The organism is Nonlabens ponticola (assembly GCF_003966335.1).
Classification (GTDB): Bacteria; Bacteroidota; Bacteroidia; order Flavobacteriales; family Flavobacteriaceae; genus Nonlabens; species Nonlabens ponticola.
The window spans coordinates 424,242-440,748 of the sequence record NZ_CP034549.1 but is presented as its reverse complement, the minus strand read 5'-3'; the positions used below and the strand labels follow the sequence as shown (position 1 = coordinate 440,748).

At 41.7% G+C, this 16,507-nt stretch carries 19 protein-coding genes; 13 read left to right on the top strand and 6 right to left on the bottom strand.

What is annotated here, in order from left to right:
* Positions 1–42 precede the first annotated feature (42 nt).
* Together EJ995_RS01840 and EJ995_RS01835 are read right to left on the bottom strand one after the other, a co-directional pair.
* Positions 43–405, bottom strand: coding sequence for a YraN family protein (locus EJ995_RS01840; RefSeq protein WP_126445044.1), 363 nt, complete (start codon positions 403–405; stop codon positions 43–45).
* Positions 406–407: 2 nt separating this feature from the next.
* The gene (locus EJ995_RS01835) at positions 408–1,307 is read right to left on the bottom strand and encodes a S66 peptidase family protein (RefSeq protein ID WP_126445042.1); all 900 of its coding nucleotides are present in this window, start codon (positions 1,305–1,307) and stop codon (positions 408–410) included.
* Between the two features lie 99 nt (positions 1,308–1,406).
* On the opposite strand from EJ995_RS01835, the gene EJ995_RS01830 reads away from it, so the two are divergent.
* From EJ995_RS01830 to EJ995_RS01820, 3 genes are read left to right on the top strand one after another with little or no spacing between them, the layout of a single operon-like run.
* Positions 1,407–2,858: a DUF1800 domain-containing protein gene (locus tag EJ995_RS01830; RefSeq protein ID WP_126445040.1), complete on the top strand. Its 1,452-nt coding sequence runs from the start codon at positions 1,407–1,409 to the stop codon at positions 2,856–2,858.
* An 8-nt stretch (positions 2,859–2,866) separates the two neighbouring features.
* Positions 2,867–4,477: a DUF1501 domain-containing protein gene (locus EJ995_RS01825; RefSeq protein ID WP_126445038.1), complete on the top strand. Its 1,611-nt coding sequence runs from the start codon at positions 2,867–2,869 to the stop codon at positions 4,475–4,477.
* A 14-nt stretch (positions 4,478–4,491) separates the two neighbouring features.
* A complete protein-coding gene (locus EJ995_RS01820) occupies positions 4,492–5,022 on the top strand; it encodes a PaaI family thioesterase (RefSeq protein WP_126445036.1) in 531 nt (176 codons plus the stop codon).
* Here the strand turns inward: EJ995_RS01820 and EJ995_RS01815 are convergent, their stop codons facing one another.
* Entirely contained in the window at positions 5,023–5,619 is a 597-nt protein-coding gene (locus EJ995_RS01815; RefSeq protein WP_126445034.1) for a hypothetical protein, read from the bottom strand.
* A 272-nt stretch (positions 5,620–5,891) separates the two neighbouring features.
* Between EJ995_RS01815 and metG the strand changes: the two genes are divergently transcribed.
* Genes metG through EJ995_RS13195 form a run of 4 tightly spaced genes read left to right on the top strand, consistent with a single transcriptional unit; the run spans position 5,892 to position 8,929 of the window.
* Positions 5,892–7,979: a methionine--tRNA ligase gene (gene metG / locus EJ995_RS01810; protein WP_126445032.1), complete on the top strand. Its 2,088-nt coding sequence runs from the start codon at positions 5,892–5,894 to the stop codon at positions 7,977–7,979.
* A gap of 38 nt (positions 7,980–8,017) precedes the next feature.
* Positions 8,018–8,269 carry a type II toxin-antitoxin system Phd/YefM family antitoxin gene (locus EJ995_RS01805; protein WP_126445030.1) on the top strand — a complete coding sequence of 84 codons (252 nt, stop codon included), beginning with the start codon at positions 8,018–8,020 and terminating at the stop codon, positions 8,267–8,269.
* Positions 8,266–8,526 (top strand): Txe/YoeB family addiction module toxin, encoded by a 261-nt coding sequence (locus EJ995_RS01800; RefSeq protein WP_126445028.1) that lies wholly within the window; start codon positions 8,266–8,268, stop codon positions 8,524–8,526. Before EJ995_RS01805 ends, EJ995_RS01800 begins: the two co-directional genes overlap by 4 nt.
* Entirely contained in the window at positions 8,516–8,929 is a 414-nt protein-coding gene (locus tag EJ995_RS13195; RefSeq protein ID WP_206482258.1) for a hypothetical protein, read from the top strand. Before EJ995_RS01800 ends, EJ995_RS13195 begins: the two co-directional genes overlap by 11 nt.
* 152 nt (positions 8,930–9,081) lie before the next feature.
* Here EJ995_RS13195 and EJ995_RS13280 read toward each other — a convergent pair whose 3' ends face one another.
* The gene (locus tag EJ995_RS13280; protein WP_262707151.1) at positions 9,082–9,213 is read right to left on the bottom strand and encodes a hypothetical protein; all 132 of its coding nucleotides are present in this window, start codon (positions 9,211–9,213) and stop codon (positions 9,082–9,084) included.
* A gap of 183 nt (positions 9,214–9,396) precedes the next feature.
* Here EJ995_RS13280 and EJ995_RS01795 point away from each other — a divergent pair, with 183 nt between their 5' ends.
* Positions 9,397–10,023, top strand: coding sequence for an outer membrane beta-barrel protein (locus EJ995_RS01795; RefSeq protein WP_164549859.1), 627 nt, complete (start codon positions 9,397–9,399; stop codon positions 10,021–10,023).
* Here the strand turns inward: EJ995_RS01795 and EJ995_RS01790 are convergent, their stop codons facing one another.
* A complete protein-coding gene (locus EJ995_RS01790; protein WP_126445024.1) occupies positions 10,024–10,899 on the bottom strand; it encodes a pirin family protein in 876 nt (291 codons plus the stop codon).
* Between the two features lie 494 nt (positions 10,900–11,393).
* Between EJ995_RS01790 and EJ995_RS01785 the strand changes: the two genes are divergently transcribed.
* The gene (locus tag EJ995_RS01785; protein WP_126445022.1) at positions 11,394–13,607 is read left to right on the top strand and encodes a TonB-dependent receptor; all 2,214 of its coding nucleotides are present in this window, start codon (positions 11,394–11,396) and stop codon (positions 13,605–13,607) included.
* 72 nt (positions 13,608–13,679) lie between these two features.
* Here EJ995_RS01785 and EJ995_RS01780 read toward each other — a convergent pair whose 3' ends face one another.
* Positions 13,680–14,105, bottom strand: a complete 426-nt coding sequence (locus tag EJ995_RS01780) for a Rieske (2Fe-2S) protein (protein ID WP_164549858.1) — start codon at positions 14,103–14,105, stop codon at positions 13,680–13,682.
* A 206-nt stretch (positions 14,106–14,311) separates the two neighbouring features.
* On the opposite strand from EJ995_RS01780, the gene greA reads away from it, so the two are divergent.
* The 4 genes from greA to EJ995_RS01760 all read left to right on the top strand — a co-directional run bounded on the left by greA (position 14,312) and on the right by EJ995_RS01760 (position 16,198).
* The gene (gene greA, locus EJ995_RS01775; RefSeq protein ID WP_126445018.1) at positions 14,312–14,788 is read left to right on the top strand and encodes a transcription elongation factor GreA; all 477 of its coding nucleotides are present in this window, start codon (positions 14,312–14,314) and stop codon (positions 14,786–14,788) included.
* Between the two features lies 1 nt (position 14,789).
* Complete coding sequence (locus EJ995_RS01770) at positions 14,790–15,194, top strand: HIT family protein (RefSeq protein WP_126445016.1); 405 nt, start codon at positions 14,790–14,792, stop codon at positions 15,192–15,194.
* The gene (locus EJ995_RS01765) at positions 15,195–15,698 is read left to right on the top strand and encodes an ankyrin repeat domain-containing protein (RefSeq protein ID WP_126445014.1); all 504 of its coding nucleotides are present in this window, start codon (positions 15,195–15,197) and stop codon (positions 15,696–15,698) included. It abuts the gene before it with no gap.
* Positions 15,699–15,787: 89 nt separating this feature from the next.
* Positions 15,788–16,198 carry a BrxA/BrxB family bacilliredoxin gene (locus tag EJ995_RS01760; RefSeq protein ID WP_126445012.1) on the top strand — a complete coding sequence of 137 codons (411 nt, stop codon included), beginning with the start codon at positions 15,788–15,790 and terminating at the stop codon, positions 16,196–16,198.
* Positions 16,199–16,507: the final 309 nt, after the last annotated feature.

Below are 16,507 nucleotides of genomic sequence, written 5' to 3'. Positions count from 1 at the left end.
TGAAACTTATAAAACGCCTCTTAATGAGGCGTTTTTCATTTTTTAGAAATGATAGAAAGCATCTTCGAGATGCTCGATTCTCGTGCCAGCCTTATTCTTTATGATGGCAACGATATCAAACCTCACGTCTAGGTCATTTTCTTCCAGCTCTTCTACAAAATGATGTGCGGTAGCAACCAAGCGTTTAATCTGTCCTGGCTTTAAAAAGTCTTGTGGATCGCCAAAGTCTGGAGTCGATCGTGTTTTTACTTCTACAATAATGATGGTATTTTCTTTTCTAGCGATGATATCAATCTCACCTTTCTGGAATACATAATTGCGGGTCAATATCTCGTAGCCTGTCTTGAGAAGATGCAGGTATGCCAGTTCTTCACCTTCATTGCCCAGTTTGTTATGATCTGCCATGATTATTGTGTGATGGTTATCAAATCAGTGCCTATCTCAATTTGCATCATTTTACCTAGAGTAAAACTATAATTATCTACTATATGACCTGCAGGAAAATCAAAGATTACTGGAAAGTCAACACCAGCAGTATGTTCTTCAATAATTTGCCTTGCATTTTTGCCAAATGGAATCTCGTGATCTCTCATATCTGTCATGCCGCCTACCAGTAATACTTTCAGGTTTTTGAGTTTACCTGCGCGCTCGAGCATGGTCATTAGTCGATCAATGTGGTACAATAATTCGTCAAGGTCTTCCATGAAAAGGATATGATCTTCATGGCTTGGATACGTCGATGATCCAATCATGCTACATAAGACTGATAGATTGCCACCTATCACCGGTGCTTTAATGATCGCTGGCGCATGTTGATCCGCGTTTGGCAATTTATAAGTTTGCTCTTTACCTTTTATCGTATTAAGAAAGCTATTCAATACTTGCGGTGGCTTCTCGTTCCATTCTTGCGGCATGAAGGTGTGGATACTTTGTAAGCCTGCTTGTTGCCACAAGGCATGCAATACGGTAACGTCAGAATATCCCAACAGCAATGTATTACTGGTTTTTACTAATTCAGGATTAAGGTCATCAACAATCTGTATGGAGCCATAGCCACCACGAGCTACCCAGATAGCATCAACATCAGGATCCTTAAGTGCATTATTCATATCATCGAGGCGTTCCTGTCTGGTTCCGCCAAATTGATGATGCTTTTTACCGACGGTTTCACCTAGGCTCACTCTATAACCAGATTCTTCTAGCCATTGTATTGCAGGCGCTAATTTTTCTATAGAAGTCCCACGAGCAGTACATAATATCCTAATGTGCGATCCAGGCTGCGGACTTTTATGCGGTAGGTAATTCATTGATTATCAAAATTTAACATCTGCCAATTAACGTTTTTTATACTAAAGAAGTAATTTAAGGGTTATTCTCAACACACAATAACTCTAACCACCGCACACATGGAGACCCTTAATCCCTGTAATACTGGTACCTTAGAAGTCTATGTGCCTAGCGATTCTCAACCCTGGAATATCCAGCGCGTACGGCACATATCCAGGCGACTAGGTTACGGTATGTCCGTCAATCAAGAACTTGATGCCCTTGATATTCAACCTCAAATGTACATTGATAATTGGATAAGTAGATCCATCAATTATAGCCATACACCAGCGCCAGAATGGGGTTACTGGGATCGCAATGATTACAATGACTATCAAGAAGAGCGTTTTCCTAAAATCACAGAATGGCGATTGCAAGTGATCAAGGACCTGCTTAGTACAGAGCTTAAAGGCAAAATGGTCACCTTCTGGCACAATCATTTTGTCACTAGGGTAGAGGACTACAATGCGCCTAGCTGGATGTTTCAATATTACAGATTACTGCAGGAAAATACATTTGGTAATTTTAAAGACTTTGTCAAGGAAATAGGTAAGAGCCCAGCCATGCTGGTTTTTCTGGATGGGCGACGCAATAGAAAGAACAACCCTAATGAAAATTATGCTCGAGAGTTATTTGAACTCTTTACATTAGGAGAAGATAATGGCTATACCCAGCAAGATATTGTAGAGGCCTCTAGAGCGTTGACTGGCTATACTAACGTGAGGGAATTAGGTGGTACGATAACTTTTGATGAGAGCAAATTTGACTCTGGAGAAAAAACCATTTTTGGGGTCACGGCAAACTTTGATCATGATTCCTTAATTGATCTCATCTTTCAAGAGCGAGCTGATGAGGTGGCAAAATTTATTGTGACTAAGATTTACCATCATTTTGTAAGTCCAGCCTCGCCAGATGAATTTATCATCGATGAGTTGGCAACGGTATTCAAATCAGCTGATTGGGAACTTGAACCAGTATATAGAAAGCTTTTCAAAAGCGAGCACTTTTTCGATGATGCCGCAATGGCAGCGATGATTAAAAGTCCGTTTGATTACACGCTGGCATTCATAAACGAGATCCAGACACCGCTTATTGATCAAGAACTACAAGTTGTAGGTTACTTTGCCTCCATATTGGGACAAACTTACTTTGATCCTATTGATGTAGCTGGCTGGCAGGGAGATCGCGACTGGATCAATAGCAGCACCATCACGGGTCGCTGGAGCGCCGCAGAATATATTATGTGGATGACCTGGGACCGAGATAAAGAATTGCTGCGCAATATCGCATTAGCGAACAGTGATTCTATCGACGATGTCGAGCAGATCACACGTGATGTGGTCAATAGATTTTTACCAGATACCTTATTTACACAAAGTGATTATGAACTAGCCGCCACCACGTTTAAGGGTGATGTCCCGCAAAATTATTTTGATGAACGACAGTGGAACCTCAATTGGAGTTCTGTGCCGTATCAAATGACCTTGCTGTTAAGGCATTTATTTAGAATGCCAGAATTTCAACTTAAATAAAGCTAGCCATGTGTAATACAGATAAAAACAAAAAACATCAAGACCCTAACTCAACAGCTCACCATCAGGAGCATGAGGCGTGGAATCGCAGGGCATTTTTACAAGCTATAGGAATTGCAGGTGCTGGTAGCATCGCGTTGGGAACCTCCAAGGTTTCTGCAGCTGTGGTTTCTCCCATCACAAAAGCGCTTAATGAAAGCGACAACGGTAGGTCACTAGTTCTTATTAGACTTAAAGGTGGTAATGACGGCCTCAATACGATCGTTCCTCTATTTGATTATGACAGCTATGCTGCTGTACGACCCAATATCGCGCTGGGTCGCAGTAGTTTGCATAGACTTAATGATGATTTTGGGTTACCAGATTTCATGCAGCCGTTGCAATCGCTTTGGGGTGATGGTAAAATGAAGGTAGTCCATGGCGTTGGTTATGAAGATGCTAGCTTGTCACACTTCCGCGCAAGCGATATTTGGGCAAGTACCGTCGCAGACGAAGAAGTAGAGACTGGATGGCTGGGTAGATATTATGACCAGCAACTGCCCAATTTTTTACTGGAGCCGCCAGACATACCACCAGCGATACAAATAGGTAGTCTGGGCAATCTGGCATTTGAAGGGCTTGATGCAAATTATGCATTCTCTGTAGCAGATCCACAACAACTGTATTCACTGGCTCAAAATGGCTGGCAACACGATGTAAATGATGTACCAGATTGTACCTATGGCAGTCAGCTAGCTTATTTGCGCAGCACAACAAATACTACCTTTAAATATGCTGGTGTAATCAACAATGCCTATGAAGCGAGCAACACGCAAGCAGATTATGAAAATAACAGCATTGCAGAACAGTTCTCTATAGTTGCTAGATTATTAAAAGGTAATCTCGGCACTAAAATCTATATGGTGACACTTGACGGTCTTGATACACATGCAGATCAAACAGATCGCCACGCCCGACAAATGTCGCGTTTGACAAATGCCATTGATGCTTTTTATAAAGATCTTGAGTCTTACGGTAATCAAGATGAAGTCCTGTGCATGACCATATCAGAGTTTGGCCGGCGCGTAGAGCAAAATGGTAGCCAGGGAACGGATCATGGAACGGCGGCGCCTATGATGCTTTTTGGTGGTGGATTACAGGGCAACGGTTTTATAGGTAATCATCCTAGCTTGACTGACCTAGATCAAAACGGTAATATGTTTCATGACCGTGACTTTAGGGATATTTATAGCACGGTACTTACAGACTGGTTGTGCATACCGCAAGCCGCCGTTAACCAAGCCATGTACAACACTGCCTATGAGAATGTAAGCCTGGGATTCAATTGCAATACGGCCAGCGCACCATCATTCAATGATATTGCTTTTAAACACGTGATGATGACACGTGGCAGCCAAAACATCTTGAGAATAGAGCAAGAAAGCGGCGCAAGATTAAAGATATCCATCTATAATATGCTGGGTCAATTCGTGGGTCAAGTAGCAAATGAATTTTACATGCCAGGCAGGCATGAATTTGATGTCAAGGCCTCGCTCAAACAAAGATTAGCTACTGGGCAGTATCTTTATAAGATAGAAACCAATGGTAATTCATACTCCAGCCAGTTTGTGTCTTACTAGAGCTATCCATTTTAATGTCTTTTTATCAAAACCTAGCCAAAACTGGTTCTAAGTACATGGCAAAGTCCACGCTCCTGAAGTATGGCTTTAATCTATCACCCATGTATAGGCGCAGCACGGCTCGCATCACGAGCGTGACAGATGATTTATTAGAGATAAAGATCAAGCTGCCTATCTCGTGGAAAAACCGCAATTATATGAACTCCATCTTTGGCGGCAGTATGTTTGCCGCCGTGGATCCTATACCGATGGTACAATTGGTTAATCTGTTGGGTGATGATTATATTGTTTGGGACAAGGCAGCCGCGATTCAATTCAAGCGGCCTGCACGAGAGGATTTGTATGCCAGTTTCACGTATACCATGGACGAGGTAGATGATATTATCGCACGAGTTAAATCACAAGATGAGACAGAGATTACAAAAATCGTCCATTTAACTGATGGTAGCGGCAACAAAATCTACTGCACGGTGCAGAAAACCATATACATTGCAGACAAGATTTATTTCAAGAATAAGCGCCAGGCAAAACAGCAAGAGCTATAATTATTCTTCAGAAACGGTGAGCGTGGCATCTTTACTCACTGGTATGGTGATTCTGGACAAGTATAAATCTAGCGCATCGGCCTCTGGTACGGTGCTGTCAAACTTATTGTAGCTGTAAAACTCACTAGGAATCGTATCTGACGTTGGTCGCACCTGGAACTTGATATCAAGATTGGCCAGTTTTCCCTTGTTGATCTCGACTTTACCTGGCACATCATAGCCTAGACCATAAAATTCAATACTAGCGCCATTTGCCTGCTCAAGAGCAGCTATAGGTTGACCTACGGTACCATACGGCGTCGTCCATTCACCAGTCTGATGCCAGTACAATTCTTGAGGTATGCTGTCTAGATAAACGACAAAAAGCTCGTTGGATGTGTCAGGATAAATGGTTTTAATCATGCGGGTACCGTTGTATTCACGTACAAACCTGGTTTCCGTTAGTATTTCGTCTTCGGTAAATTCTTGTTCCCAGGACGTGCCGCTGGCAATCTTCTGTGCCAGCATCACTGCGTTATAACTATCATCAACAGCAGGCTCCTCGTTTTTACAGGATATAACAGCGATTAATGACAATAATAGCAACAGTTTTTTCATAGTAGATCGATTTTTACGGGATAGCAAATATACTTAACGTATCAAGATGAGGCGTGCTTACTTCGGTAGCTTTGGTAGAATCTCGTCCATAGTTTGTAGACATAACTTTAACGTGAAAAAAAAATAGCGCATGATAACTTTTTGGGTGATTACGCTTTCGCGAAATTTATGCTGAGCGAAGTCGAAGTAGCGTAAACACCACAAACCAACTGCTACCATCCAGCATTAAAGCTGTGACTTAAATTGTAAATTTGTGCCTTTCAAAGCAGCACATGAGCAATCAACAACGATATACGATTACCGCGGCCCTGCCGTACACTAATGGTCCTGTTCACATAGGGCATCTCGCTGGCGTCTATGTTCCAGCAGATATTTATGCGCGTTACCAGAGATTAAAGGGCAGCGATGTTGCCTTTATTTGCGGCAGCGATGAACATGGTGTGCCTATCACGCTCAAGGCCAAAAAGGAAGGCGTTACACCACAAGAAATCGTAGATCGATACCATAAAATCATAGGCGATTCCTTCGAGGAATTCGGCATCTCGTTCGACAATTACAGTCGTACCAGTGCTCAGGTTCATCATGAAACCGCTAGTCAGTTTTTCCTTAAATTATATGAGGACGGCAAATTTGTAGAGCAAGTTACGGAGCAGTTATATGATAAAGAGGCAGACCAGTTTCTCGCAGATCGTTTTGTGATTGGAACCTGTCCCAAATGCGGCAATCCAGAATCTTATGGCGATCAATGCGAGCGTTGCGGCACCAGCCACAATGCAACAGATTTGATTGAGCCTAAAAGTGCCATTACAGGCAACGTGCCAGAGTTGCGCGAGACCAAGCACTGGTTTTTACCACTGGATCAATACAGCGACTTTTTAAACGAGTGGATCGTAGAAGGCCATGCCGACGACTGGAAAACCAACGTACTGGGCCAGGTGAAAGGCTGGATCACAGATGGTTTAAAACCACGCGCCGTGACACGCGATCTGGATTGGGGTATTCCCGTTCCTGTAGAAGGCGCAGACGGCAAGGTGCTGTACGTTTGGTTTGATGCGCCTATTGGTTACATTTCCTCAACTAAGGAATGGGCTTCTCGTGAGGGCAAAAACTGGGAAGATTATTGGAAAAATGAGGATACCAAACTGTTGCACTTTATAGGTAAGGATAATATCGTTTTTCACTGTATCATTTTTCCCGCGATGCTCAAGGCGCACGGCGATTTCATCTTGCCGGACAATGTTCCTGCAAACGAGTTCTTGAACCTTGAGGACGATAAAATTTCTACCTCGCGCAACTGGGCTGTTTGGTTGCATGAATACCTGCAGGATTTTCCAGGTCAGCAGGACGTGTTGAGGTACGTGCTTACCGCAAACGCACCAGAAACCAAGGATAATAATTTTACCTGGAAAGACTTTCAGGCGCGCAATAATAATGAGTTGGTGGCCATTCTAGGGAATTTCATCAATCGCGCGCTGGTATTGACGCACAAATATTACGACGGCGTGGTTCCACAGCCAGGCGAGTTCACTCAGGTAGATCAAGAGACGCTAGATGCGGTCAATGCATTTCCTGCGAGTATAGAAAGTAGTTTGGAGAGATACCGCTTTCGCGAAAGCGCAAACGAGTTCATGAATCTTGCAAGATTAGGAAACAAATACCTAGCCGATGAAGAACCGTGGAAGCTCATCAAAACTGATCCAGAACGCGTGAAAACCATCATGTTTATAGGTTTACAAATCGCTGGAGCTCTTGCCGTGCTGGCAGAGCCGTTCTTGCCACACACCGCAGGCAAGTTACAGGACATGCTCAACATAGCATCAAATCCTGCTGCCAGATTGCGTGCAGATCTGGTCAAAATCGAGTGGAACGACATCGCTCAAAAACAGGAATTACTACACCACGGCTACAAAATCAATAAAGCCGAATTGCTGTTCTCAAAAATTGAGGACGAGCAGATTGAAGCTCAATTGCAAAAACTAGAAGCTACTAAAGCCGCCAACCAAATCACAACACCTAATCTTATGCCTCAAAAAGAAGAAACCAACTATGACGATTTTATGAAAATGGACCTGCGTGTAGCAGAAATCCTAACCGCAGAAAAGCTACCGAAATCCAACAAACTCATGGTCATGACGGTCGATACTGGTATTGATAAAAGAACCATCGTGAGCGGCATCGCAAAACACTTCACTGCCGATGAACTCATAGGCAGAAAAGTAACCGTACTAGCCAACCTTGCACCTAGAAAATTGATGGGTGTAGAATCGCAAGGAATGATCCTACTTGCCGAAGATCCTGATGGAAAATTGGTTTTTGTCAATCCTGATGATGCGGTTGTGAATGGTGCGACTATTGCTTAATTTCAAGTACTTAAATAAGTACGTATTATATTTGCAGTATGGATGTAGTCAATTATTCTGAATTTAGATCAAATCTCAAATTTTGGTTTGATAAAGTAATCACTGATGTTAGCGACCTCGTGATTAAAAGAAAAGGTGGCAAGGATCTAGTATTGATTTCGCTGGATGAGTATAATTCTATGAAAGAGACTGCTTATTTATTAAGTGGAAAGAATAGAGATGTTTTGCTATCATCGATACGTGAACTAGAAAGCGGGAATGGTATAGAGAATGATTTGCTTGAGAAATGAAACTTACCTGGTCTAGTCAAGCGTGGAATGATTACCTATATTGGCAGAAAACGGATAAGAAGATTCTGAAGAGAATCAACGAGCTCATCAAAAATTGCAGCCGTACACCATTTGAAGGGATAGGAAAACCCGAAGCGTTGAAAGGCGACCTGCAAGGTTACTGGTCTAGACGTATTACCGCAGAGCATCGTCTGGTTTACAAATATTCTCAGGATCAATTATTTATCGCAGCTTGCAGGTATCATTATGGGAAATGAGAAGTTTAAATCATTTAGCAAAGGTTTTATGCTCAAGAAACACACAACATCGTTTGTGATTATTATTGGAATATTTTTTTCGGCTTTTGATGTGAACCAAAGCAATTTGAAATTGATTAAAACCGATGTGATTGAGAATTACAATTTCTATCACGTTTTAAATAACACAGATTCTTTAGTTATCATATCGCAACGATTCTATGATCAAAAGTCAATTAATAATATCAATTTAGATAAAGCTCAAAAAATAAAAAGACTTCAATTTCAAAACGATAGTCTATTTTTTCGCTATAAAATTGGGGTTCTAAGTAAAGGATATGAAAGAATGATAACTTCATTTCAACCTGGAGTTAAAATAAATGAATATTACACTTATCGAAGTTTTCCATATTTTGTTCCATAATCTTTTTTCTTTTGAACAGATCCAGAATGTATAAGTGGATCAATGGCTAATTAGAAGAACCAATCCAGAAATTCAGCTACGAATAAAAGCTAATCATGTAACACAAAAAAGGGCAGAATAACTTCTCCCCTTTGTTGTTGAAATGAGAAAAACTACTCTTCTTCCTCGCTAGTTTCGTTTTTGATGGTCACAGACTCTGGTTGTAGGTTGTCATCTTTTGCGATATTCTTAGCGTGAGGAATCGGGTGTTTTCCTTGTGTTTCTTTGTAGTTGGGCGTTTTCATAGCTTTCGTTTTTATTTGGAATAACAAGTTAGGAAATAGGGTGGCTATCACAGCAATCGCTAACATTACTTTGGCCTAGGTTTATGCAAAGATTTGGAATTTGCTATGGAGGCAACCTCATTGATGCATATTCCTAATTACAAGGATTATTCTTATCTATGCATCCATTTAATCAAACTAACCATGAAAAAAATAATATTTGCAATGACAATCCTATCATCTGCCGTTTTATTTGCACAAGAAGAGGAAGAAAAGACGTCATTTATCAGTCAAGGAACTTATGAGCTGACTGGCGCTGTAAGTTTCAGTTCCTCAAACAGTGAAAATGACTCGTTTGAGAGTGATGATTTAAGTTTTGGTTTTATACCGCAGCTGGGTCTGGCGGTTAGCGACGATTTGGTGATTGGATTAGGTCTAGGTTTTACCTACAATGAAAGTGAGAGTTCTAGTTCGTTTTCACAAATTACTAATACAAGCTATGCAAGGTCTTACAGTTTCAGACCTTATGTTAAAAAGTATTTTTCTCTCTCAGAAAATTTTGCGCTGAACATTCAAGGAGAAGTTGAATATTTCATATCAAACCAAGAGTCCAATTCATTTTCTGCAGACATCGACGGATTTTCAATTGGCTTGAGACCAGGTATTAGCTACTCTTTAAATGACGCATTCGCGCTACAGGCACAGGTAGGTAGTCTAGGTTATGCTACCGCCAACATAGAGCCTGAGTTTGGTGAGGAATCGACATCTAGTTCTTTCGGGTTCAATTTGAATATGCAACAAGTGAATATAGGAGTCAGTTACTTCTTTTAATCACTCTGGCAACGGCACATAACTATCATCATTATCCATCATAGGAAAGGTCTTTTCTTTCCACGCTTGTTTAGCAGCTTCAATTTTTTCTTGTGAATGGCTTACAAAATTCCAGTAGATATGACGCTCTTCTGGAAATGGCTCACCGCCAAAAATAAGCACGTGACTATCTGCTGCGATCGTGATATCGCATAGGTCGTTGGTCTTGCTCACCAGCATGTTTCCTGCCTGGATAACATCGCCGCAAGCCGTCACACTGCCAGACACAATCGTGATACCTATCTCACCCGATAGATTTCCTGCTGCGCTAAAATGATAATCTGCCGTGGTACTAATATCAATCATAAACAAATCCGAGTGCACAGGCACTGGCGATTCCTTGCCATAGCCTTTTCCAGCAACAAGTGTGAATTTGGCATCTTGATCGGTCCATGTAGGCAAAGCATCGGCATCGATGTGATGAAATTCTGATTCTATATCTTCCAGTTCTTTAGGCAGCGCTACCCAAATCTGATAGCCATGCATGGTAAACTGCGCACCAGCATCTCTCAGTGCTTGTGGCGTGCGTTCTGTATGAGTAACGCCTTTTCCAGCCACCATCCAGTTAACAGATCCTGGCAGGATGGTTTGATCTGTACCTATACCATCAGCATGTTGCAATTGACCGTCCATCAAATAGGTAAGCGTGGACAATCCTATATGCGGATGCTGATCTACATCCATATACTTTTCAGGACCCAAAGCAGTTGGTCCCATGTGATCGATAAATATAAATGGACCCACCATGCGCTTCTTGCGGAATGGTATCAATCTACCTACCAGAAAGTCGCCTATATCACGACTGCGCTCTTCAATAATCAAATCTGTATTGGACATGGGATAAAATTAAAAATAAACTCAAAATGAGAACTGAGGCCACTCGAAGTCCGCATTCATTATCTGAAAATACGATCTTGAAGATAGTATGTTTTCAAGTTAAAATGCCTGCTCGAGCGCAGTCAACAGCTATTTTCAAACGATAAAGCTCTAGACTTTCAAGAGACCTGGTATTCTGTGTACTTATTGAAGATTCAGAATTATCGTTGCAGTAAAGTTTTTGACTATTCCGCTTTCGCGAAAGCGTAACAAATCAACAGATTTTCATTCGTCAACTTGATTTAATGTTTAATTTTGCAAAATCTCAAGGGGTGCCGCCACAAGCGGCTGAGATTATACCCGAGGAACCTGGGCAGGTAATGCTGCCAAGGGAAAAGTAGATCGCTACAATTCTTTACAGAATGAGTGGCGTTTACAAAGAGATTCCTCCTTTATGTAATATTTAATCACGACCGATTGAATGCCTCTTTCATTAGGACTTAAAACAAGTTCGTATGAACCATTTATTCAAGACGTTAAGCGCGTCAAGATCAGTCGTTGTAAAAGCTGCGTTCCTGCTAGGAGCCGTGAGCTTATCAGCGCAAACCACTCAACCACAGGACACCACCAAGACCGAAAGGCTAGGCGAGGTGCTTGTAAAGGCCGTGCGTGTCGAGGCCAACTCGCCCATCACGCACAGCAACCTGTCAAAAGAAGAGATTGCAAAACGTAACCTAGGACAGGACATACCGCTGCTGCTCAATTTCCTGCCATCTGTTGTCACGACGACTGATGCTGGTAACGGTATAGGTTATACGGGACTGCGCGTGCGCGGTATCAGCTCACAATCAACTAACGTGACCATCAATGGTATTCCTTATTCTGATGCAGAGTCGTTGGGTACGTTTTGGGTAAACTTGGGCGATTTTGCATCGTCAGTTCAAAGTTTGCAATTGCAACGTGGTGTAGGTACGAGCACTAATGGTAGTGGCGCTTTTGGTGCGAGTATCAATGTGCTCACAGACCTAGTTTCAGAAGAGGCGAGCGGCGAGATTTCTAATTCTGCTGGTAGTTTTAATAGCCGCAAGCATACGGTCAAGTTTTCTACAGGCTTGATGAATGACCACTTTGAGATTGCTGGTCGTCTTTCAAATATTTCTTCTGATGGTTATGTAGATCGGGCAAGAACAGAGCTGAAATCCTATTTCCTGCAAGGAGCTTATGTGGATGACAATACCTTGATCAAGGCGATCACCTTTGGTGGTAACAATGTTACTTATCAGTCGTGGTTTGGTATCGATAATGAAACTTTGGAGAACGATCGCACGTTCAATCCAGCAGGACAATTTACTGATGAGAATGGCGAGACACAGTTTTATGACAATGAGGTAGATGATTACCGCCAGGATCACTATCAATTGCACTGGAATCAAAAAATTGATCGCAACTGGTCCACTAATATTGGCTTGAACTACACATACGGTCGCGGCTTTTTTGAGCAGTTTAGAGAAGATGACGATTTTGAAACCTATGGCATTGAACCATTAGAGATCAATGATGAGATTGTCAATACAACAGATTTGATACGCCGCAGATGGCTGGATAATGACTACTATGTAATCAATGCCAGTGCCAATTACAGGAATAATGAAATTGACTTGATTTTTGGTACCTCATTCAGTCATTATGATGGTGACCATTTTGGTGAGGTCATCTGGGCCAGATTTGCAAATAACTTAGATATTAGAGATCGATACTATGATGGTAACGGTAAGAAGAATGATTTTTCCGCTTTCGCGAAAGCAACATATAAATTAAATGACCGCATACAATTGTACGGCGATCTACAGGTAAGAAATGTGAACTATGAGACCTCTGGAATCAATGCAGACTTGATTGATTTTAATGTGGACGAGAATTACACATTCTTTAATCCCAAGGCTGGAATCACCTATGAACTCAATCGCAAGAACGATCTATACTTCTCTTATGCACGAGCCAATAGAGAGCCCACAAGAGATGACTTTGAAAATAATCCTGACATCCAGCCAGAAAAACTTAATGACTTTGAACTAGGCTGGCGTCATAAATCTGGCAACTTTAGCCTTAATGCAAATGGGTACTTAATGTTGTACAATGAGCAGTTAGTCCTTACAGGTGCCATAAATGATGTAGGCGCACCGGTGCGAGAGAATAGCGGTGATAGTTACAGATTAGGTGTGGAGTTGGAAGCGATTATTCCTGTAACACCACAGTTGACGCTACAGCCCAATGTCGCAGTAAGTCGCAATAGAAATAATGAAACCATCAGATCATTTGACGGCGAGTTGCAAAATCTAGGCTCTACAGATATTGCCTATTCACCAGAAGTTGTGGCGGCAAACGCCATCGTTTTTGAACCCGTCAAGCAATTACAAATCTCTTTCTTGAGCAAGTTTGTCAGTGAGCAGTTCATGAGCAATACAGAGGCTCGATTATCAAAACTGGACAGTTATTTTGTGAATGACCTGAATCTGATCTACACCATCAAGCCTAAAAAGATCTTTGATAGCATTGTGATCACTGGACTGGTCAACAACATCTTTGATGAGCAGTATGTCTCAAACGGTTACTACTTTTCATTTGATGACGATTTCAGCAATCCAGGAATAGTCAACACAGTAGAAGGTGCAGGGTTTTATCCGCAGGCTGGAATCAATTTTCTTGCTGGATTGACGCTTAACTTCTAGAAAGAATCCTGATAAATAGAAAAGCCGCTGGTGTGAACATCAGCGGCTTTTTTTTTGGATGTATCTGTCTGTCTAATTTGAAACTATAATATCATCTCCTTGACGCGTCGCACGGTACGGTTTCATAGGGAACTCACCGCCATTCATGGGCTCTCCTGTGATAATATTATACTTAAAATTATCATCTGGACATGGGCAAGTTGCCTCGATGCCGTTAACTCTCATGGTAGAACAACTGTTAGGCGAGTGGTTGGGATCTGATAGCTCAAAAGCGCGATAATCATTATTGCCTATGTAATAAACGACCACGCCGCGCAAGCCTTGATTGGGAATTACCACACTATTACCAGGAAAATCCAGGTCTGCGTACTGCGGTAGATTAGTATTGAGAATCACTTGAAAAGATATATCCACGAGAAACGGATTATTATTAAAATCGTCGTCATTCTCACATGAAAACAGCGTGAGCAGTACGGCAAGTAAGATGGATTTTTTCATAGCAATGTGTAGTGATCCTGTAAATGTATAACGATCCTATGCATATTTAGTATATTTGTAGCCTAATCCCGCAGCAATGATGGGATTTTGTGTTTTATAAACACCAGCGTGTTAAGATGTGGTTTTTTATTACGCTTTCGCGAAAGTTGTACTGAGCGGAGTCGAAGTAGCGTAACATCCACAATAACATCAAATCAAGAAAAATTATGAGTAACGTATCCTATTATACTGAAGAAGGCCTGAAGAAATTGCGTGATGAATTGCAGCAATTAAAGGACGTTGATAGACCAGCCGCATCACAAGCGATTGCTGAGGCCAGAGACAAAGGTGACCTGAGTGAAAATGCAGAATATGACGCTGCCAAAGAAGCGCAAGGAATGCTGGAAATGCGCATTTCAAAACTTGAGGCAGTTGTATCAAATGCTAGGGTAATCGATGAAAATTCCCTAGATACCAGCAAGGCATTGATCCACAGTAATGTCAAGATCAAGAATCACAACAATAATATGGTGATGAACTACAAGCTGGTAGCACAAAGCGAAGCAGATCTTGCCAAGGGTCACATATCGGTGGATTCTCCAATAGGTAAAGGTTTGCTAGGTAAAGAAGTAGGCGACGTGGCCGAGGTTACTGTGCCGGTAGGAACCATCAAGCTAGAAATACTAGAAATAAGTAGAGGATAGCATGAGTGTTTTTACAAAAATCATAAGCGGTGAGATTCCATCCTACAAGGTGGCAGAAAGTGATGATTTCTATGCTTTTCTAGATATCAATCCCAATGCGCCTGGTCACACATTGTGTGTGCCTAAAAAAGAGGTCAACAAATTATTTGATCTGGATGAAGAAACCTATGAAAGATTGATGGCGTTCTCCCGACAAGTGGCATTATGCTTGCGTGAAGAAGTATCGTGCAAACGCATAGGCATGTCAGTCGTCGGGCTGGAAGTACCGCATGTGCATGTGCATTTAATTCCGTTGAGAGATATGGAAGACATGAGATTTATAAATAAAGTATCGCTGGAAAAGGAAGAGATGCAGTCTATTGCAAGTCGTGTAAACCAGCGATATAACAACAACTATAAGAAGTAGATGGAAAATAAGAATCGTCCATTGATACCGTATGATTCACTGCGTCGCATGCGCAGTCTGGTACAACGTGACGCCATGGAAGAATTAACGCACATGCTTGAGGATCATGGCGTGGATGCAAAGGATAGCGATGGTCGTACAGCATTGATGCATGCATCGTTCTTTGGTAAGGATGAACTAGTCGCCAGCCTTATCGAGCAAGGAGCAGATGTTAACCATCAGGATAAAATAGGTTACTGTGCGTTGCACCACTGCAGTCTAGAGATGCGCACCGGTGCCGCTCTATTACTGCTCAACAATCATGCAGATCCTAACTTGATGGACGAGCATGATAATGGACCTTTATGGGTGGCACTCATGAATTCAAAAGGTAATTTTGACCTCGTCAAGTTACTCATAGAACATGGAGCAGATCCAGAGATCGAGAACCTCTACGAGCGCACACCAGAAGATCTAGCCGAAACTCTTTATAAGAAAGAGCTAGACGAGTTGCTCGAGGATTAATTGTCAACCGCAACCCAGCGATAAATACTAATGATTGTAATTACTGTAGAAACAAGTAATTACTTATAACTTTACACAAAATTAAAATTATGTATCCAGCAGAATTAGTTCAACCCATGCGCGATGATTTAGGTCAAGCAGGTTTTGAACATTTATATACTCAAGATGAAGTTAAGAATGCCATTAACAAAGAAGGTACTACACTAGTAGTAGTAAATTCGGTTTGTGGTTGTGCAGCAGCAAATGCTCGTCCAGGCGCAAAAATGTCCTTAGACAACAGTAAGAAGCCAGATCACCTGGTAACTGTTTTTGCCGGTGTAGATCGTGAAGCAGTTGACACAGCACGTGCGGCCATGGTGCCGTTTCCACCTAGCTCGCCTAGTATGGCATTATTTAAAAATGGTGAATTGGTTCACATGCTTGAGCGTCACCACATAGAAGGTCGCCCAGCAGAGATGATTGCTGAAAACCTCAAAGAAGCCTATAACGAGAACTGCTAATCACAGTCACTCTCAAATCAACAAAAGCATCCTAGAAATAGGATGCTTTTTTATTTGCACGCATTTGGTGCAGAGTTAATTAGGCCTCTGTTTTCATTTAAATCTTCTTTGAAAACACAATGCGCAGTCATCATCGAGACTATAAAGTAAGATGTACGCTGTAGCAGGCAATTAGGTACTTAAAAAATGATATAGTAGTTTGGCTTTTGTATCGTAAGATAGAAATTACTCACCAACTCACCAACTCACCAACTCACCAACTCACCAACTCACCAACTCACCAACTCACCAACTCACCAACTCACCAAT